General features: G+C 41.9%; 19 protein-coding genes. 13 read left to right on the top strand and 6 right to left on the bottom strand.

Annotated elements, in window-relative coordinates; all coding sequences use genetic code 11:
- The first annotated feature begins 18 nt into the window (after positions 1–18).
- From F4W09_RS08435 to F4W09_RS08420, 4 genes are all read left to right on the top strand, one after another.
- A complete protein-coding gene (locus F4W09_RS08435; protein ID WP_016168321.1) occupies positions 19–915 on the top strand; it encodes an acetaldehyde dehydrogenase (acetylating) in 897 nt (298 codons plus the stop codon).
- Positions 916–925: 10 nt separating this feature from the next.
- The gene (dmpG, locus tag F4W09_RS08430; protein ID WP_016168320.1) at positions 926–1,945 is read left to right on the top strand and encodes a 4-hydroxy-2-oxovalerate aldolase; all 1,020 of its coding nucleotides are present in this window, start codon (positions 926–928) and stop codon (positions 1,943–1,945) included.
- Positions 1,946–2,696: 751 nt separating this feature from the next.
- Positions 2,697–3,935: an OprD family outer membrane porin gene (locus tag F4W09_RS08425; protein ID WP_151504567.1), complete on the top strand. Its 1,239-nt coding sequence runs from the start codon at positions 2,697–2,699 to the stop codon at positions 3,933–3,935.
- A 283-nt stretch (positions 3,936–4,218) separates the two neighbouring features.
- Positions 4,219–5,079, top strand: coding sequence for an alpha/beta fold hydrolase (locus F4W09_RS08420; protein ID WP_016168318.1), 861 nt, complete (start codon positions 4,219–4,221; stop codon positions 5,077–5,079).
- A gap of 73 nt (positions 5,080–5,152) precedes the next feature.
- On the opposite strand, the gene F4W09_RS08415 is transcribed toward F4W09_RS08420, so the two are convergent.
- The gene (locus F4W09_RS08415) at positions 5,153–5,830 is read right to left on the bottom strand and encodes a DUF1345 domain-containing protein (RefSeq protein WP_151504566.1); all 678 of its coding nucleotides are present in this window, start codon (positions 5,828–5,830) and stop codon (positions 5,153–5,155) included.
- A gap of 304 nt (positions 5,831–6,134) precedes the next feature.
- Entirely contained in the window at positions 6,135–7,034 is a 900-nt protein-coding gene (hcaR, locus tag F4W09_RS08410; RefSeq protein ID WP_044740121.1) for a DNA-binding transcriptional regulator HcaR, read from the bottom strand.
- Positions 7,035–7,316: 282 nt separating this feature from the next.
- Here hcaR and hcaE point away from each other — a divergent pair, with 282 nt between their 5' ends.
- The 7 genes from hcaE to F4W09_RS08375 all read left to right on the top strand — a co-directional run bounded on the left by hcaE (position 7,317) and on the right by F4W09_RS08375 (position 14,152).
- Positions 7,317–8,684 (top strand): 3-phenylpropionate/cinnamic acid dioxygenase subunit alpha, encoded by a 1,368-nt coding sequence (gene hcaE, locus F4W09_RS08405; protein ID WP_044740120.1) that lies wholly within the window; start codon positions 7,317–7,319, stop codon positions 8,682–8,684.
- Entirely contained in the window at positions 8,681–9,199 is a 519-nt protein-coding gene (gene hcaF / locus F4W09_RS08400) for a 3-phenylpropionate/cinnamic acid dioxygenase subunit beta (protein WP_044740119.1), read from the top strand. Before hcaE ends, hcaF begins: the two co-directional genes overlap by 4 nt.
- Positions 9,199–9,525, top strand: coding sequence for a 3-phenylpropionate/cinnamic acid dioxygenase ferredoxin subunit (hcaC, locus tag F4W09_RS08395; protein ID WP_131264023.1), 327 nt, complete (start codon positions 9,199–9,201; stop codon positions 9,523–9,525). The genes hcaF and hcaC overlap by 1 nt, the downstream gene beginning before the upstream one ends.
- Before the next feature lie 2 nt (positions 9,526–9,527).
- On the top strand, positions 9,528–10,343 hold the full coding sequence (gene hcaB, locus F4W09_RS08390) for a 3-phenylpropionate-dihydrodiol/cinnamic acid-dihydrodiol dehydrogenase (RefSeq protein WP_044740118.1): 816 nt from the start codon (positions 9,528–9,530) through the stop codon (positions 10,341–10,343).
- Positions 10,344–10,667: 324 nt separating this feature from the next.
- Positions 10,668–11,633 (top strand): 3-carboxyethylcatechol 2,3-dioxygenase, encoded by a 966-nt coding sequence (locus F4W09_RS08385; RefSeq protein WP_151504565.1) that lies wholly within the window; start codon positions 10,668–10,670, stop codon positions 11,631–11,633.
- Between the two features lie 5 nt (positions 11,634–11,638).
- The gene (gene hcaD, locus F4W09_RS08380; RefSeq protein ID WP_151504564.1) at positions 11,639–12,865 is read left to right on the top strand and encodes a 3-phenylpropionate/cinnamic acid dioxygenase ferredoxin--NAD(+) reductase subunit; all 1,227 of its coding nucleotides are present in this window, start codon (positions 11,639–11,641) and stop codon (positions 12,863–12,865) included.
- Between the two features lie 237 nt (positions 12,866–13,102).
- Entirely contained in the window at positions 13,103–14,152 is a 1,050-nt protein-coding gene (locus F4W09_RS08375) for an MBL fold metallo-hydrolase (RefSeq protein ID WP_151504563.1), read from the top strand.
- Positions 14,153–14,176: 24 nt separating this feature from the next.
- Here the strand turns inward: F4W09_RS08375 and F4W09_RS08370 are convergent, their stop codons facing one another.
- Both F4W09_RS08370 and F4W09_RS08365 read right to left on the bottom strand, forming a co-directional pair.
- Positions 14,177–14,569 (bottom strand): DoxX-like family protein, encoded by a 393-nt coding sequence (locus tag F4W09_RS08370; RefSeq protein WP_335878887.1) that lies wholly within the window; start codon positions 14,567–14,569, stop codon positions 14,177–14,179.
- The gene (locus tag F4W09_RS08365; protein ID WP_151504562.1) at positions 14,562–15,002 is read right to left on the bottom strand and encodes a thiol-disulfide oxidoreductase DCC family protein; all 441 of its coding nucleotides are present in this window, start codon (positions 15,000–15,002) and stop codon (positions 14,562–14,564) included. The genes F4W09_RS08370 and F4W09_RS08365 overlap by 8 nt, the downstream gene beginning before the upstream one ends.
- Before the next feature lie 313 nt (positions 15,003–15,315).
- Between F4W09_RS08365 and katG the strand changes: the two genes are divergently transcribed.
- Together katG and F4W09_RS08355 are read left to right on the top strand one after the other, a co-directional pair.
- Positions 15,316–17,505 carry a catalase/peroxidase HPI gene (gene katG / locus F4W09_RS08360; RefSeq protein ID WP_151504561.1) on the top strand — a complete coding sequence of 730 codons (2,190 nt, stop codon included), beginning with the start codon at positions 15,316–15,318 and terminating at the stop codon, positions 17,503–17,505.
- Between the two features lie 189 nt (positions 17,506–17,694).
- Positions 17,695–18,618, top strand: coding sequence for a LysR family transcriptional regulator (locus F4W09_RS08355; protein ID WP_151504560.1), 924 nt, complete (start codon positions 17,695–17,697; stop codon positions 18,616–18,618).
- On the opposite strand, the gene F4W09_RS08350 is transcribed toward F4W09_RS08355, so the two are convergent.
- Both F4W09_RS08350 and F4W09_RS08345 read right to left on the bottom strand, forming a co-directional pair.
- Positions 18,568–19,176 carry a LysE family translocator gene (locus F4W09_RS08350; RefSeq protein ID WP_151504559.1) on the bottom strand — a complete coding sequence of 203 codons (609 nt, stop codon included), beginning with the start codon at positions 19,174–19,176 and terminating at the stop codon, positions 18,568–18,570. The genes F4W09_RS08355 and F4W09_RS08350 overlap by 51 nt on opposite strands.
- A gap of 301 nt (positions 19,177–19,477) precedes the next feature.
- Positions 19,478–20,080: a TetR/AcrR family transcriptional regulator gene (locus F4W09_RS08345; RefSeq protein ID WP_151504558.1), complete on the bottom strand. Its 603-nt coding sequence runs from the start codon at positions 20,078–20,080 to the stop codon at positions 19,478–19,480.

Here is a 20,080-nt window from a genome sequence, read left to right as displayed (position 1 = left end):
TTTTGAGAGAGTAGATGCATGAAAAAGATTAAATGTGCATTAATCGGTCCGGGAAATATCGGAACAGATTTATTGTATAAGTTGCAGCGTAGCGAATTCCTTGAGCCTGTATGGATGGTCGGGATTGATCCAAGTTCAGAAGGTCTGACCCGTGCTGCGAGTATGGGGCTAAAAACCACAGCAGAAGGTGTGGATGGACTACTGCCACATGTGCTTGCGGATGAAATTCAAATTGCCTTTGATGCGACCTCAGCTTATGTTCATGCGGAAAATAGCCGTAAGTTGAACGAATTAGGTGTGCAGATGATTGATCTGACGCCTGCTGCGATTGGTCCATTTTGCGTACCGCCTGTCAACCTTCAAGAACTCTTGGATGCTGGTGAGTTGCCGAATGTGAATATGGTGACCTGTGGAGGTCAAGCGACCATTCCAATGGTTGCAGCGATTTCCCGCGTACAACCTGTCAGTTATGGTGAAATTATTGCAACCGTTTCAACCAAGTCGGTCGGTCCTGGGACACGTAAAAACATTGATGAATTTACGCGTACTACTGCGGGTGCAATTGAAAAAGTGGGTGGTGCAAAACAAGGTAAAGCCATCATCATTATTAATCCAGCCGAGCCACCATTGATGATGCGTGATACGGTGCATTGCTTGGTTGAAGGTGAACCAGATCAAGCTGCAATTACAGCATCTGTGCAAGCCATGATTACCGAAGTACAAAAATATGTACCTGGCTACAAATTAGTGAATGGTCCAGTATTTGATGGTAACCGCGTATCAATGTTCCTTGAAGTGGAAGGCTTAGGCGACTTTTTGCCGAAGTACGCAGGGAATTTGGACATTATGACTGCGGCAGCTGCGCGCACTGCGGAAATGTTTGCGGAACGTTTATTGGCTACGGCTGAAGTATAAGGAGCAACCCATGTCTAAGATTATTGTGCATGATATGACTTTGCGTGATGGGATGCATCCTCAGCGTCATCAAACTACTGTTGAGCAAATGATTGCAATTTCAACCGCTTTGGACGATGCAGGTGTGCCACTGATCGAAGTGACGCATGGTGATGGTTTAGGTGGTTCATCGGTGAACTACGGTTTTGCCGCAGCAACGGATGAAGAGTATTTGTCTGCTGTTGTTCCACGTATGAAAAATGCCAAAGTTTCAGCATTGCTGTTACCTGGTATTGGTACAGTCGATCATTTGAAAATGGCCCATGAAATTGGGGTGTCGACCATTCGTGTGGCAACGCATTGTACCGAAGCCGATTGTTCAGAACAGCATATCACTGCTGCGCGTCAGCTTGGAATGGACACCGTGGGTTTCTTGATGTTGGCACACATGGCATCACCTGAACGTCTTTTAGAAGAAGCGAAAAAGATGGTGTCTTATGGCGCGAACTGTATTTATGTGACTGACTCTGCGGGTTATATGCTGCCGCAAGATGTGACGGACCGTGTTGGTTTGCTGCGTCAAGAACTGGACAGCAGTATTGAACTGGGTTTCCACGGGCATCATAACTTGGGTATGGGCGTGGCAAATACAGTAGCTGCAGTTGATGCAGGTGCAATTCGTGTCGACTTGGCATCTGCGGGCTTGGGTGCTGGCGCGGGCAATACACCATTAGAATTGTTCATTGCAGTCGCCAACCGTATGGGCTTAGAGACAGGCGTGGATCTGTTTAAAGTACAGGATGTGGCAGAGGATTTGGTGATTCCAATGATGCTGAACCCAATTCGTGCTGACCGTGATGCAGCCACTTTAGGTTATGCAGGTGTCTATTCATCGTTCCTATTATTCGCAAAACGTGCAGAAGCCAAATATGGTGTGTCAGCACGTGAGATTTTATTGGAATTAGGTCGTCGTGGTACGGTCGGTGGTCAGGAAGACATGATTGAAGATTTGGCTTTGACTATGTCGAAAGCGAAGGCTGCTTTGGTTTAAGCTGATCAATATGTATTTAAAAAGCGTCCTTGGGGACGCTTTTTTGTTTTTTGCAATTTAGAAATTATTTGAAGTGTGAAATGTCATCAGCAACCTGCGTGAAATTTGAAATTGCCTGTTTTTGCAATAGCAGTATTTTAATGTATCTGTTGAACAGGTTTTGCTGATGACAAATGCTTTTGGTTCTTTTGGCGTAACAAAAGAACGAAATGAGCTCCGAAAAATGGATTTAAAGCGGTAAGACTCCGTAGTGAATAGCTTAAAAAGAAGAAGGTGGTACTTAAAATATAGTTATTATTGCAAAGTGATTTTTTATTTTAGATTGCATTTAAAAAATCAAACTTTTCCCTTTTTTGCTTGCACAGTTTTCCCGCTTTAATGCTCTTCAACATCATGATGTACATATAGAAAAAATCTGTGATATGAGCGCTTTTTCTTATAATTCTGCAACTAACTTAGAAAATATGATCTTAAAATTTAAACAAAAAAACACTTAAGCATTGCAGTAATTCAGAGAATAAATCAGATTTGGCGAATAAAAACGTTATAGATTCAATCTTTCATCACATCTTGCGAAATCTGCTAAAGAGTGAGTTATTGTAATTTTATCTTAATCAAAAAAATACGAGGTCTACTCAGTGGGTTAAATCGGGTTGAAGTGCATTTTCTTAAGACTGTGGTCGGATTTTTTCTCTTCGATGAGTTCCGCATGATGGTGTCATAGTTTAATGTGATCATTGGAATGAATATCATGCGTCGTCAAACTTTATGGACAGCCATCTGTGTTGCAATTGCAGCATTAGGTACAACTGCAACGAATGCAGAATTTATCGACGATAGCCAAGTCCAGTTAAAATTCAGAAATTTCTACTTAGACCGCCAGTATGAAACTGTACCACAAAACAACTGGGGCAGTTGGTCGCAGGCTATCACCTTAGATGCCAAATCAGGATATGCCGAATTAGGTGGCTTGCAATTGGGCGCCGATCTTTTGGTGCAACATGCATTTCGTCTAAATGGCCGTGACAAAAATGCCGATTGGGTACTTCCGCATAATGGGCGGGAACAAGCCAGCAATTTTGGCAAAGTGGGCGCGACTTTAAAAGCCAAAGTGTCACAAACAGAATTGAAAGTGGGTGAGTTATTGCCTGTTTCTCCAGTTTTAGTATTTGATCCATCGCGTCAGTTATTGACCACGTATAGCGGGGCATGGTTGGAGTCTAAAGAGCTGAAAGATACCAAACTGAGTTTGGCGTATATTGATGGGATTAATGCACGTTATGACAATCAGTTTCAGGACTTAAGTTTATTTCCGAACAATAACCCAAATACTGCTAAAGCCGCGGACGGGATGTATATCGCAGGGATTGATCATCAGTTTAATCCTGCGTTTGGAGCAAGCTATTGGTATGCCGATGTCAAAGACATTTATCAGCAGCATTATGCAGGTATCAATTACAACACCACGTTGGGTTCGAAGACTAAGCTGACCAGCCATGTTCGTTATTTTGATAATTCTGAGTCAGGCGATAAATTGTATGGTGAGATTGATAACCAAGCTTTGTCGATTGGGGCGAAATTCAATCATGGTGCACATACCTTTGGTCTAGGCTATCAACAAATGTTTGGGGAAAATAATTTCCCAACATTGGCAGGTTGGGTACCACAGCCTTATTTGGTGAATTGGTCTGTTGCAACCTTTACCAATGCCAAAGAGAAATCTTGGAATATCTCCTATGGGTATGACTTTGCCGAATTGGGGCTAAAAGGCTTAAATGCCAATGCTATTTACTTTGCAGGCTTTGATGCCAAAGCTGGCGGAAAAACGAATCAGAACGAACAAGAGCTGAACTTGATTGTGAATTACACGGTACCTGAAGGCAAATTCAAAGGTTTGGGTGTTCAGGCGATGTATATCGATACCGATTATGACTGGAAAAGCGACCTGAAAGAGTACCGAATCGCGACCACCTATAGCTATAAATTCTAAGTTTAAAACTGCCATCGAGCGATTTGGTCACACATCGCTCTTTATTATTTTAGTGTGGCGTAAACCGTTTACTGTGAGCTGATGATTCGTTTTTAAGTGAAAAAATATTGTTTTAAAACATAGTTTTAAATAATCGTTTTTTTATAGTATGTGATCGAAAACAAGTATCAGTAAGAGGCTTTTGAGCAGGTAAGATGGAGCAGTAAAACCTGTCGAAATGAATGAATTGACCTGTCCTGAACACAGAACATCAGACAGGTCTTAGGCTGTACGAGGAGTATGTATGAGCACGGTCCAAATCCCGAATTACACCACCGACCCATTTTTTGGCTTGGAAGATAAATGGATTGAAACGGCTGAAGGTGAGTTAACCCATTACCATGAAGTGGGGCAAGGAACGCCGATTTTATTTTTACACGGCTCTGGAACAGGTGTTTCTGCAGCAGCAAACTGGTGGCTGAATTTACCGCAAATTGGTGAGCAAGCTCGCTGTATCGCCATAGATTCGATTGGCTATGGTCAAACAGTGGTGGCAGATGGTACGGCTTATGGAATTCGCGCATGGGTAGATCATGCAGTGCGTACATTGGATGCTTTGGGTATTGAAAAAACTTGGTTAGTGGGTAACTCCTTAGGGGGCTGGTTAGCCTTCCAAATGGTGCTGGATTACCCTGAACGTGTGTTGGGCATTGTATCGATGGGTACAGGCGGTGCGAAGCAAACTGCTGCACTAAAAGCCCATGCCAACCCAGTGTTAACCGAAGAAGGCATTAAAAACACCTTGTCGATGTTTGTGGTGGATAAGAGCTTAATTACCGATGAATTGGTTAAAGTTCGTTATGAAGCAGCGAAAAATGATTATGCTTCAGACCGTTTAATGGATGTCGTGGGTGCACGTGACCGTGACCGTTTTGAGTTCCCGCTCGATTTCGAAAAAATGAAAGACATCCAAGTGCCTGTACTATTGATTCATGGTGTTCAGGATGTAGTGATTCCTGTATCTCGCACATGGGATATTTTGAATACCGTTCCTTTTGCCGATGCACATATTTTTAGTCAGTGTGGACATTGGTCACAAGTGGAAAAAGCTGAAGAATTTAATACAGTGATTAAAGATTATTTGACCGCACGTGGTGTCAAATAATCGATTGAGCAAGATAAGGGATGGTTAAGCCATCCCTTTTTTATGTCAGAAATTTCATCGTAGTAAAATAAATTTATAGTGTGATAAAACCTGCGGCAACATTAATGCTGATGGCTAAAATGGAAGTGTTAAAACCATACGCCAGAATAATATGCACAATATTTAAAATCCGCATGGAGCGGGAAGTAATGGAAACATCCGCAGTTTGCGCAGAGGTACCAATCACATAACTAAAGTATAAGAAGTCGGGATAGGTCGGATATTGGGTCTTAGGAAAATCGAGTCCCGCATCTTGAGCATCATCTACAGCAAGGTAATAGTCATGCGCATAATGAATCGCGAAAATGGTATGCATAAAAAACCATGCGCTGATAATGGTCAGCAGTGAGAGTAATAGATGCCCAAATGTCAGTGCAGTATTATGCGGTAGATGCGTAAGTTCAATGACGATTGCGATCAGACACATTACGAGGGTCAGAATTACCAGCAATAAAATAATCCATTTACTGGCATCCTGTTGTTGAGCATGTTGCAGAATATGCTGATGATCTATAGGCCAAAGGGTGGTCATGGTTTTAATGAGATAACTGGAAACGGCAATATTCCAACTGATGAGTAAACTGGTTGACCATGTCCAGTTGGTAAATAGCGTGAGTAAGCCGAACAATAGGGCGGTCAGCAAAAAAGTAATAAAAAAGTAAGGGCGAAATTGCATCCCAGTTTTTAAGCGATGTAAGGTGGGCATAGGCATGATTTTCTCCTTTTTAGTTTTACTTTTTTGTGCAGCTTAGGCACTCGTATTTATTTGAATATAAGTTTAAGTTTAGACTTAAGTTGTAGGTAAAACCTGACAAAAAAATTGGCTTGTGATCAGTATGCTTCTGCTTGAAAAGCAAGCAAAGTAAAAACGTGGAATATGATGCGCATTACTTAACACAAAAGGGCGAAAATACGCTGGCGATATAGGGTATTTTGCCACGAAAAAGGCACACTGTTATTTATTCAGGAAATAATGGTGTGCCAAATTGAGTGATTCATCTGGACCGTATGTGGATTTATTCGCGATTAATATCTAAATAAAAAACTCGGGTCAGCAATTCTAAAAATTTATTTACTGCCAGTGAAGAGTTGTTTTTACGATAGCTCACATACAAATCTAAATAGGGTAGCTCAACCTCAAGTGGACGAATTACCGTGTTGCTCATGGTTAGCGGGGCAATGTAACCGGGTAAAATAGTACAGCCAAGCCCCATGCCAATAGAGTTGATATTGAACAAAATGTTGTCAGCCTTTTGCACGATGTTAAATTCGATATTCTGCGCCTTGGCAAATTCTAAAATGGTATGGTGCAAGGTCTGTGATTGCTCAACTGCGGGAATAATAAAATCAATACCATTTAAAGCCTTAACAGGGATGCGTTCGTACTTTGCTAGAGGATGATCTTTCGGAAGTAGGAAGATGAGCGGCTCACGTAGTACAAACTGACTTTCGATTTCATCACTATGAAAATTATGTCGAGTAAAGGTAATGTCCAGTTCACCTTTCTTGAGCAAGCGCATTTGCTCGGTATTGTTCATACTGAGCAATTCAATTTTTAAGTCTGGGTTTTGTACCCGTAAATTCGGCAGTACATAAGGGAAAATTTTCATTTCTGCGACGGGGACAAAACCAATGCGCAGCATTTGCTGCTTGGCTTGTGACACCTGACGTGCCATAGCGATCGCTTTGTCTGCTTGTGCTAAGGTTAGGCGAGCCTGTTCTAGAAAAACCGCCCCTTCTTCTGTGAGTTCCACTTTTCGCTTGGTTCGATACAGTAACTGTACCCCAACATCTTCTTCTAGGTCTTTGATTTGCTGACTTAAAGAGGGTTGGGCAGTATACAGTTTGAGTGCGGCCTTACTGAAGTTCAGTTCTTCAGCAACGGTAATGAAATAGCGAAGGTGTCTAAGTTCCATATAAATAACCCACAGAGTAATCCAAAAAATGTCTTACCACGACTACGGCAAAGTATAATCTATAAACAACTATGCCGTGAAGATGATTCAAGTATTTAGAAAATAAATGGTCTTGAACCGAGTGCGGAGATTTTAATATAAGAAATAGCTTTTCCAATAATTGCTAAAACGTATTAATTGAAACAAAAAAAATATTTCCCTAAAACCGTCTAAAAAATCATGATGCCTCAAAAGTTGAGTCTATTTACGTTGTGCCGTGTATTGGTCGCAGGAGAGCTTTTCATGAGTGGAAAAATTGATGTGCGTGAAATCGACGCTTTGGTCGATGCACAAAATGGACGTATCTCGCCATCCATCTATACAGACCCAGATTTATACGAATTAGAACTGGAACGCGTGTTTGGGCGTACATGGTTATTTCTATGTCATGAAAGCCAAATTCCAAAGGCAGGCGACTTTTTCAATACTTATATGGGTGAAGACCCGATTATTGTCGTACGTCAAAAAGATGGCTCAATCAAAGCACTTTTAAACCAGTGCCGTCACCGTTCTATGCGTGTCAGCTTTGCTGATTGTGGCAACACCCGTGCCTTTACCTGCCCATATCATGGCTGGTCTTATGGAGTTGATGGTTCACTCAAGGATATTCCCTTAGAAGATCGTGCTTTTCCACAGGGCGCATGTAAAGAAAAATGGGGTTTGATTGAAGTTAACCGTGTCGAAAGCTACAAAGGTTTAATTTTCGGTTGTTGGGATGAATCTACGCCTGACCTCGTTGAATACATGGGTGACATTGCTTGGTATTTAGATGGTGTGCTTGACCGTCGTCCTGGCGGAACGGAAATTATTGGTGGGGTACACAAATGGGAAATCGAGTGTAACTGGAAATTTGCTGCGGAACAGTTTGCATCGGACCAGTACCATGCATTGTTTTCACATGCTTCTGCCATTCAAGTTTTGGGTGCAAAACCCGACGATGACTCATCTAAAAAACTCGGTGCAGCACAAACCGCACGTCCAGTTTGGGAAACCGCTAAAGATGCCATTCAATACGGTTCACGTGGTCATGGTTCAGGCTTCTTCTTTACAGAAAAGCCCGATGCAAACGTTTGGGTGGATGGTGAAGTAGCGAACTACTTCCGTGAAACCTTTGAGGAAGTTAAAGAGCGTTTGGGTGAAGTACGTGCACTACGTCTTGCGGGGCATAACACCATGTTCCCGACCATGTCGTGGTTAAATGGAACGGCAACGCTTCGAGTATGGCATCCGCGTGGTCCAAACAAAACTGAAGTCTGGGCATTCTGTATCGCTGACGCCGAAGCTTCTCAAGAAGTGAAAGAAGCCTTTGAACGTTCTGCAACGCGTGCTTTTGGACCTGCGGGTTTCCTTGAGCAAGATGACTCGGAAAACTGGATTGAAATCCAAAAAGTACTTCGTGGCTATAAAGCGCGAAACAATCCGTTGATCATGGAAATGGGCTTGGGTAATGAAAAAGTCCGTGAAGATGGCATTCCGGGCATCACCAACTACATTTTCTCTGAAACAGCAGCACGTGCAATGTACCGTCGTTGGGCAGATTTGTTGATTCATGAAACATGGGAAGAAGTCGAAAAAGCCGCGGAAGACTATGAAAAGGAGTTGATGAAATGAGTCAGATCAGCTTAGAACTTCAACATCAGATCAGTCAGTTCCTTTACCGTGAAGCAAAATTGCTCGACGACTGGAAATTCCGTGAGTGGTTGGATGTCTTGGCAGATGATATTGCCTATACCCTACGCACCACACCGAATGCGCAAACTCGTGACCGTCGTCGTTCTGTTGAGCCACCGACGACGTGGGTATTTAACGATACTAAAGACTTGTTAGAACGTCGTGTTGCACGTTTGGAAACAGGCATGGCATGGGCTGAAGAACCTCCATCACGCACCACGCATATGGTTTCTAACATCATGGTTGAAGCGACTGAAGTCGAAGGTGAGTATGATGTTTACGTGACGTATTTACTCTACCGTACCCAGAAAGAAAAAGATGTCACCATCTACTGCGGTAAGCGTCATGACAAGATTCGCAAAGTGGATACCGAGCAGGGTTTCCAGATTTTTAACCGTAAAATCACTTTAGACCAAGTGACTTATAACTCCCATAACCTGAGTGTGTTCTTCTAATGAATAAGATTTTTGTTTGCCAAATCGATGAATTAGATGAAGGCGAAGCATTGAAAGTGGACTGCGGTGTGAACGGTATCGAAGCACTGGCTGTATTCAACAATGGTGGTGAGTTCTTTGCCATGAATGACCGTTGTTCACATGGCAATGCCTCCATGTCAGAAGGCTATTTGGAAGAGGACGGCACGGTGGAATGCCCATTACATTCTGCGCGTTTCTGTCTAAAAACAGGTCAGGCTTTATGCCTACCTGCGACCGATCCTATTCAGACCTTTCCTGTGATTGTGGAAGATGGACAATTGTTTGTCGAAATGGCGGGAGCATAAGCATGGGCTGGCTACAAGGTGAAGTTGCTCTGATTACGGGAGGTGGTTCTGGTCTGGGTTGGGCTTTGGTTGAGCGCTTTTTAGCAGAAGGTGCTCAAGTGGCTGTGCTACAGCGTTCACAAGCCAAAGTCGAGGCATTACAGGCACATTTTGGTGATCGTATTCTTGCCATTGCGGGTGATGTGGCTTGCTATGAAGACAATGTCCGTGCCGTGAATGCCACGCTTGAGCGTTTTGGTAAACTGGACTGTTTTGTCGGTAATGCTGGTATTTGGGATCATTATGCCGATATCGTCAATACTTCGGGTGAGCAGTTAGATAAAGCCTTTGATGAAATTATGGGTATTAACACCAAGTCGCTCATCTTGGGGGCAAAGGCTGCACTGGATGCATTGATAGCTTCTGAAGGTTCTATCATATTTACTTTGTCTAATTCAGCCTTGTACTCAGCAGGCGGAGGTCCCGTATATACAGCCTCTAAGCATGCAGGGGTAGGTGTGATGAAAGAATTGGCCTATGAACTTGCGCCTAAAGTACGAGTGAATGCGGTGGCGCCGTCAGGTATGAATGTCAATATCAAAGGGGCGGCATCTTTAGGTCAAGAAAATTTGGGGCTACTCGATGCGCGTGACCCTGAAAAGATTGCTCGTGGAATGCCACTGAATTTCTTGCCTGAACCTGAAGATATGACAGGTTCATACGTTTTATTGGCATCGCGTCAAAACAACCGTCCACTGACTGGTGTTCTGATCAATGCTGAATGTGGTTTAGGCATCCGTGGTTTACGCCAACCTCGCGCAGGGTTCTTTGATGAGTGATTTGGGTGTGCTGCTTTGTTTTTGATTAGCCTAGATTTAAATTAAATGAAGCACAGCCTCAAATAAATATGAAAGTTTAGATAGTTTTTCGGAGGCATTTCCTTACTTTTGACGGATCAAAAGTAACAAAAATCCATTGTTGGGTGAGAGGTTCATCCCTGAAACCTCCACCCAACGGCGACATCCATGTCGCCAACCGTGATAGTGAATAGCATCGTGAATTCTATATTTCATTTGAAACCACTCACAATGATTTAAGCCATTTGCTAAAGACTTTACTGGGCAGCTGTCTTTTTAGTAGATATTTTTATTTTGGAGTCACACATGGCCGTTAAACTCATTTGTGCATCGCACAGTCCCTTAATGGAATTTGCTTCACCGCAAGAACAGCGTAAAGAGCAGATTGTACGTGATACTTTTGCCCAACTTTCAGCAGAAGTCAAAGCGTATGACCCAACCCTCATCATTACCTTTGGTCCAGACCATTTTAATGGTTTTTTCTATGATTTGATGCCAAGTTTCTGTGTGGGTATTCGTGCAACTGCGGCAGGTGATTGGGACTACGGCAAAGACAACGACAAAATTAATGTCCCTGAAGACACTGCGATTGCTTTGGTGCGTCGTGTACTTGATGAAGGTGTCGATGTTGCCTATTCCTACCGAATGCAAGCCGACCATGGCGTGACGCAACCACTACATTTCCTGTGTGATCGTCAGCTAGATCGTTATCCAACCATTCCGATTTTTATTAATGGCGCAGCGGCACCGATGCCTACCACCAAGCGAACGATTGCTTTGGGACGTGCGGTTGGACAGTTTATTCAGTCCTTAAATCTTGAAAATGAACGGGTGTTAATTTTAGGGACAGGTGGGCTTTCGCATGATCCTCCGACACCACAAATGGGTGCTGTACCGCCAGAGGTGGAAGAGTTCTTAATTTGTGGACGTAATCCAAGTGAAGAATCACGTAATAATCGTCAAGCCAAAATTATTGCGGTTGGGCAGAAATTGGCTGCGGGGGATCAATCTGTTGCTGTGCCACTCAATCCAGAATGGGATCGTGCATTGCTTAAAACATTTGCCAAAGCAGACTTCGCCACAATTGAAGCGATGACTGAAGCCGACATTCGCCGTGATGGTGGGCGTGGTGGTCAGGAAGTCCGTTCTTGGATGGCGGCATTTGCTGCATTACATGAACTCGGTGAATACGAGATGACCACGCATTGTTATGAAGACATCAGTGAGTGGATTGCGGGCTTTGGTATTGTATCGGCAGAGTTAAAAGGGTGAATCAAATGAGCAATATTGAAACGGTTGTCATCGTCGGTGCGGGACAGGCGGGTGCGAGTGCGATTTTAGAACTTCGCGGTAACAAGTATGAGGGCAACATTATCCTGATAGGGGATGAAGTGCATTTGCCTTATGAGCGTCCGCCGTTGTCTAAAGATATGATTTTAAAGCCAGAAGAAACTAAGGTTGAGATTTTATCTGAAGAGAAATTGGTGACCTTGGGCGTAGCTCATATTCGTGGCAATGGCGTAGTCAAAATTAACCCAGAGGCAAAAACCGTTGAATTGCAAAAGGGTGATGTTGTTGCTTATGACAAACTGTTGCTTGCGACTGGCGGTGCAGCACGTCGCCTGCCGAATTTCGATGCTTTAGGTCAACACGTTTATACCCTACGTAATCTGGAAGACTCTCAAGCACTGGTGCCTGTGTTACAAGCAGGACAGCGAATTGTCTTGATTGGTGGAGGGGTCATTGGATTAGAACTGGCTTCCTCTGCGCGTTTTAAAGATTGCCAAGTGACCGTGATTGAAATGGGATTAATGGTAATGGGGCGGTCATCCCCGCAGATTTTGAGTGAGTTTTTATTGGCACAGCAACGTCTTGCGGGTGTCGATGTGCGTTTGAATAGTGCCATTAATCACTGTCATTTAGATGGTGAAACGGTGGTAATTACCCTTGCAACAGGGGAAGAGTTACGTGCAGATGCAGTGATTTATGGCATTGGCATTGTCCCGAATGCACAGCTCGCGCTAGATGCTGGCTTAGTGGTGGAGGGCGCAATTCAGGTCAATGAAAACTGCCAAACTTCACATCCCGATATTTATGCCGCAGGTGATGTCGCGACTCAATTACGTGATGATGGGCATTACCGTCGTGTGGAAACATGGGAAAATGCCAATTTACAGGCTGGAATTTTTGCACGTCACGTGATGGGTGTGGAGCATCCAAAACCAAATCCTGCATGGTTCTGGACGGATCAGCTCGATATTAACTACCAGTTTGTGGGTGATATGCAGGCAGTAGAATGGCATGTCCGCGGTGAAATGGATGCCACTTTAGGCTCAGCTTGTTCTTGTGTGCTGTTTGGTGTAACCAATGGCATTATTGTGGGCGGTATTACAGTAAATGCAGCCAAAGAGATGCGTCACTTGAAAAAGTTAATTGCTAAAAATGCAGCATTTGAAGCAGAACAGCATTTAGATCAAGGTTTAGATTTACGCAAAATTGCTTAAATTTCTGGGTTTACAACCTCGGCAGACTGGGCTGAATTCCAGTCTGCCGCTTTTTTTTATCAAATTTTGGTATGACCACGCGCGTTACTATCTCACCTGACGCCATCGAAGCCTAAGGCGTATATTTTACAGTTTGGCTTGAATTACCAAACAGAGTATCTACAATAAGAAACACGCCAATCTCGACATTCATGTTATTGCAGTGAATGTGATATTTCTTATAGATAATGACAGTACATGAAGCAGAACTTAGAACAACCACATTTTCAGATTAAAACCCAAGAGTGTTGGTCACATACTTGGCGTAAACCCGCTTTTCAGTATCTTGAATCTGCCCACTTTAACGGCACGCGTTTTTCCAATCCTCTGCATGCACCAGAGGGGCGTAGCCATTTTGATTTGTTCAAGTGGTTGTTAAAACGTAAGTCATCGACTTGGGACAAAGAAACCCCATTAGAGGCTGCTTCTGCAACCCCACGAGTATTGCCACAAAGTCGTCCCAATGCAGCACTGAATGATTGGCAAGTCTGGTTTGTAGGACATGCCACCGTGTTATTACAGATTGGCCCTTATAATTTTCTCACGGATCCTGTTTGGGCAGAATTTGTCAGTCCGAAACAGGGACGTGGGCCGAAGCGATTTTGTCCCGCAGGGATTGCGCTAGAAGAATTACCGCCCATTCATGCCGTGTTGCTCAGCCATAATCATTATGATCATATGGATTTGGCAAGCCTGAACTGGTTACATAATAAGTTTGCTATGCCGATTTACACAGGCTTGGGTAATGGCTGGTATTTACCGAAAAGTATGCATGTGATTGAACTGGACTGGTGGCAATCTGCACAGTTTCATGAACTGGAATTGATTTATACTCCCGCACAACATGGATCTGGTCGTGGAATACGTGATCAGAACATGGCGCTTTGGGGTGGTTTTGCAGTTAGGCAGGGGCGTGAATATAGTTTCTTTGCAGGCGATACAGGCTATTCACCGCATTTTAAGGAAATTCATACCCGTTTGGGGCCTCCACGCATTGCCTTATTGCCGATAGGTGCTTATGAGCCACGTGAGTTGATGCGTTATATGCATATGAACCCTGAAGATGCTTTTCAGGCACATAAAGATTTACATGCCAGATGTTCATTGGCCATTCATTACCGTAGTTATCAATTGACCGATGAAGCACGCGAGCAGCCTGAACATGATTTACATGTAGCGATGCGCGGCTCGTCAAAATTAATGAATCCGTTTTACTGCATTCGGGAAGGTAAGCGTTTAATTGTTTAAAGCATCACCCGTGTTTTAAAGTGTTTATTCTGGATCTTTTATGAGGCGAATAGCGGTTAAGGACAAAGCCAGCATCGCAATATTCATCACAAAGGGATTAAAGGCTTGGGTGAAATAGTGTGGGTCGACAATCAAAATTAAAAAGCTTAATCCGAGCATACCGACAATATTGAGATAATGGAGCGCTAAGGTTTTATAACCCGTTAAAAATAATGCTCCGAAGATGATTTCGATTGCGCCAGAATATTGCATCAGGCTAATTGCAGCCTGTTCATTGAATCCCTGTAACATCCAAATACGGCGTTCATCATCGGCTTGAAATAGAATTTTGGGAATCAGACCTTGATAAATCCACAGTATTGCTAGGCTCATATGAATGGTTTGAAGCGTCTTTTTATTGAGTCGTTGACTATTCACGGATGACCTGTTCTAGAAAATGATGTTTATTTTCTTGGGATGGAATGAGGCAATTATCAGTTTTACCAAAAAGGGTATAGCGATTGAGTGCAACCCGACGATACAAAAAATCCCGAAATGGTCGTGGAATAAGATAACCCGTTTTCATCAGAGAGAAAGGTAGACCGAGTCGAGCCAGTACTTTTAATAAGGCGGTAGATTCTGTAAATAATTGCCCATCGATAATCACAATCATGGTGGTGTAATGTGTGGTCGACATCCCATAATGTTTAAGAATTTTTTCTCCCAAAGGGGATTGGGCTGAAGCGAGTTTGAATTGAGCCTGCGGATCATGTTGGATGAGAAAACGTGCCCAACCATTACAGATAACACAAATCGCATCAAATAAGATGATGTCATATTGTTGAATGATGTGATCGAGATCATTCTGCATTTTTTATATTCTAAAGTTTTAATCTATTCAAAATAACAGAATTTATTGGTCATATGTAGCCTATATTTTATTCAAAATCATGCTGTTTGAAATGCTAAATGTTACGAGTGTTACGCAACCCGAAGATATCAAATGTGTGTCTATAGCCACTTAAAAATCTTTTTTTCTTCAATGCTTATATAGAAGAATTCGATTGTTTTGATTAGTAAATACTGCTTTAGCTTGTCTAGAAAAAAGGCTATGTTGATAGTCGAACACTACTTTTACACGGTTCAATAATAAACATTGAAAGACTTGAGTTTGGAGACATAACATGGACAATAATTCGCAAGCCTCGTCAGGTAAGTGCCCATTTTCACATGGTGCCAATACCTCCGCTGCCAGCTCAAATACCGATTGGTGGCCAAATTCACTTAATTTAGACATCCTTTCACAACACGACACCAAAACCAATCCGCTCGATCCTGACTTTAATTATGCTGAAGCCTTCAAATCTCTCGATTTAGAAGCCGTTAAACAAGATATTCGCGACCTGATAAACAGTAGCCAAGATTGGTGGCCATCAGATTATGGCAGCTACATCGGGATGTTTGTACGTACGGCATGGCATTTGGCGGGTTCGTACCGTAAGCAAGATGGCCGTGGTGGTGCCAACACGGGTAATCAGCGTTTTGCCCCACTGAATAGCTGGCCAGATAACGTTAATACGGATAAAGGCCGCCGTTTACTTTGGCCAATTAAGAAAAAATATGGCAACAAACTGTCTTGGGGCGATTTAATTGTTCTTGCAGGGACAGTAGCGTATGACGTTGCGGGATTAAAGACCTTTGGTTTCGGTGGTGGTCGTGTTGATATCTGGCATCCTGAAAAAGACATTTACTGGGGAGAAGAGCATGAATGGTTGGCACCAACCGCGAATCGCTATGGCAGTGACCAAGACCGTAAATCATTAGAAAATCCTTTGGCTGCGGTACAAATGGGCTTGATCTATGTAAACCCTGAAGGGGTGGATGGTGTGCAAGATCCATTGCGTACCGCACAAGACATGCGCGTGACCTTTGACCGTATGGGAATGGACGACGAAGAAACCGTTGCGCTCACAGTCGGTGGTCATACTGTTGGTAAAGCACATGGTAATGGTAAAGCTGAATTACTCGGTAAAGATGTGGAAGGGGCTGATGTTGAATTCCAAGGCTTAGGTTGGCATAACCCAGAAGGCACAGGTAACGGCCCTAATACCATGGTGAGCGGTTTAGAAGGAGCATGGACCACGCATCCAACCAAATGGGATAATGAATTCCTTTATCTACTATTCACTTATGAGTGGCAAAAAACCACCAGCCCTGCTGGGGCAAAACAATGGGAACCGATCAACATTAAGGAAGAAGACAAGCCTGTTGATGCGCATAACCCGAATGTACGCCGTAACCCAATGATGACCGATGCGGATATGGCTCTCAAAATGGACCCTGAATACCGCAAAATTGCAGAAGGTTTTTATAAAGACCCTGCACGTTTGGCAGAAGTCTTTGCCCGTGCTTGGTACAAGTTGACCCATCGTGACATGGGGCCAAAATCTCGCTACTTGGGTGCAGATGTGCCCGAAGAAGATTTAATTTGGCAAGACCCAATCCCGACTGTAGATTACACGTTGTCTGAAGCAGAAATTGATGAGCTGAAAGTAAAATTGCTGAATAGTGGTTTATCTAGTAGTGATCTCATTACCACCGCTTGGGATAGCGCAAGAACTTATCGTGGTTCAGACTTCCGTGGTGGTGCCAATGGTGCTCGTATCCGTTTATCTCCTCAAAAAGACTGGATAGGCAACGAGCCTGAGCGTTTGCAACGAGTGCTCGCAAAGCTCGAAGAAATTCAGGCAGTGTTAGCGAAGAAAGTGAGTATTGCTGATCTGATTGTATTGGGAGGTACGGCTGCGGTAGAAAAAGCAGCGCAAGCCGCAGGTGTGAATGTGAAAGTGCCATTTACGCCTGGGCGTGGTGATGCTTTACAGGAACAAACCGACGAATATTCTTTTGCCGATTTGGAACCAACCCATGACGGTTACCGTAACTGGCAAAAACAAGATTATGCGGTGCAGCCTGAAGAAATGCTGTTAGATCGTACCCAATTAATGGGTTTAACCGCACCTGAAATGACTGTATTAATTGGTGGTATGCGTGTGCTCGATACCAACTACGGCGGTGCAAAAGAAGGCGTGTTTACTGACCGTGTCGGCGTACTCAGCAATGATTTCTTTGTCAATTTAACTGACATGAACAATACGTGGAAACCGGTGGGTAAAAACCGTTATGAAATTCGAGACCGTGCGACTGGTGCAGTGAAATGGACGGCAACTCGTGTGGATTTGGTGTTTGGTTCAAACTCGATTTTACGTTCTTACGCTGAGGTGTATGCGCAGGATGATAACAAAGAGAAATTTGTACATGACTTTATTGCTGCTTGGAATAAAGTGATGAATGCTGACCGTTTTGATGTGAAGTAAGCTTTGCATAATAAAAAACCGCTCGAAAGAGCGGTTTTTTATGGAATGATGCTTTTTCATTTAAACTTAAATGAGTTGTACAAATAATGCTTTTTACACCTTAAGATATTTGAATATCTACGTTGTGAATTACCTTTCTTAGACGGTGTATTATGTTAATTTTAGATTTTATTTAATATATGGTATGAAATGATTGAAGATATTAGATATTTAATAGTTTTTGCAAAAATTGCTGAAATAGGCTCTATTAGCAAAGGAGCTAAAGCGATAGGCTTATCTAGTGCAACCGCTAGTCAACACCTTACAAAATTAGAAAAAAATTTGGGGTGTGCTTTATTCTATAGAAATACTAGAAAAATAACTCTCACTCATGATGGAGAAAAGCTTTTAGAAACCGCTAAATCCATATTAGAAACTTATGAGCAAGGTATTAACGATTTAAGAAAAAGCTCAATCATCGGAAATAAAAAATTAAACATCTCAATTCCTGCTATTTTTATTCATGGGGAATTTATGAATCATATTACTGATTTTATAAAGGATTTTCCTGATTTAATTTTAAATATTACTTGTGATGATGAAAAAAATGACATTGTTTTTGAAAATATAGATGTAGCTTTTAGAATAGGAGAGCCTTTGGATAGCTCTCTAAAAGCTAAGTATTTATTTGATTTACCAAGAAGTATTGTTGCAACTAAAAACTTTCTTAAGACCTACGGTGAACCGAAAATACCATATGACTTAGAAGCAATGAAATGGATTGGTCTAAGTATGCGCCCACATTCAAGAATATTGAAAAACAACGAGAATGGTGAAGAAATAAAAATTTCATATAATCCAAATATTTGTGTAAATAATGTAGAAGCATCTTATCAGCTAGCAAAACTTGATGCTGGTTTGGCTGCTCCTCCTGATTATTTAATTCAAAATGACATTGTTAAGGGGGATATTGTAAAAGTTTTACCTCAATGGGAACTACAACCTTTAAACGTATATGCAATTTGGCCAGCCAATTTACCCATCAATAGTATTGCCTATTCATTAATTAATAAAATTTATAGCTCATTTAACAGTGAAAATATTAAATATCATATATATAGAAATGAAGATTAAAGAAAAGCCCATCAATCTGTTGAACAATAAAATACGCTTACTATTACTCAATGCAATAGATAGTTTTTCACCTAAAGCTCCCCATATAGCTAAAGATAAATAACAAATTAGAAAGTAAATACAGATAAATACTATAAGCGGAGTGTTGGTATTCTGTGCTGAAAATAAAGCAGTACCTGAAGCACATGCAATCCATGCTTTAGGATTTAACCACTGCAATAAGAATCCATCGATGAAATTGGGTATAGAGCTATTATGATTGACTTCAATTTCTGGTTTAGATGATAGTATTTTATAGCCTATATAAATAATAAAAAAAGCGCCTAAAAACTCTAATAAACTAAAGATGATAGGATAAGTATTTATAATTTTAGAAAATCCGAATCCTACGAATATTAAAAGCAATACGAATCCAATAGTTGCTCCTGATATAAAAGGAAATGTTTTAATAAAACCATGATTTAAACTCGTTGACAGTATTGTTATATTCACAGGACCAGGCGAAATAGACATACTTAGAGAGAACACGAACATGCTTAAAATTATTGCTAATGACATTTTTACGATCAATTTATAAATATCTATGTAGCTCAAGGTTACTATCATAAAACATATAGAATTAGCCTGTTTTTATCAAAAACAGTTTTAGAAATTTCCACTATTTAATATCATAGATATGATGTAAAGTTAAATTTATTTTTATTTAAATATCAAATATTTAGTTTTTAATTTATTGTTAAATAATACACAGAAATCTGAATTTGAAACAAGTCGAATTTTTTGAAAGTAGTACAGTTTTATTTTGCCAATCGAAGATGGTTACTTCGCGTATAAAATTTTTTTATTAAAAATTGAGCTTCTACAAACTTTGGTGAATATCCTTTTCGAGTTGATCCCACTCCACAAACTCTGGCTCGACCAACAAGCTCTGCGACACAAAGCCATAACACACCCGTTGCACATTTAAACTGATGACCTTGAGTTGAACTTCATCCTCAATATAAGGCTGAAGGATGCTGTACCACATCTGCACCATCATGGCATAACTTTTACGGTAACTTTCAATGTTCGAAACCTGCCGTTCAAGCAAAAAAGCCTGTGCCCAAAGAAACTGCCGAGCCTGAATCTGTTTAAGCTGAAAGTGGATAATCTGCTGTAAATAGTCTGTAAAACTTAATTTTGTGGATAACTCCATCAGACTTTGTGCATAACTTTTTAGCTGTTCTGCATTACCTTTCACATGTTGATGAATGGTCAATGCAATCAAATCTTCTTTCTTGGAAAAGTACTCATAAAAGGTGCCTAAACCAACACCAGCCATATCCGTAATTTCACGAATGGTGATTTCATGCGCATGACGCTCATGTAAAAGCCGAACAAAGCTTTCTTGTAGGGCCTCTTGCGTGAGCTTGGCTCTGGATTGGCGTGGTCTACGGCGCACTTGGACTTCAGGATTTTTCAT

Source organism: Acinetobacter tandoii (assembly GCF_008867985.1).
Classification (GTDB): Bacteria; Pseudomonadota; Gammaproteobacteria; order Pseudomonadales; family Moraxellaceae; genus Acinetobacter; species Acinetobacter tandoii.
Note: the sequence above shows the minus strand (reverse complement) of the source record. Positions and strands in the feature narration are given on the sequence as shown.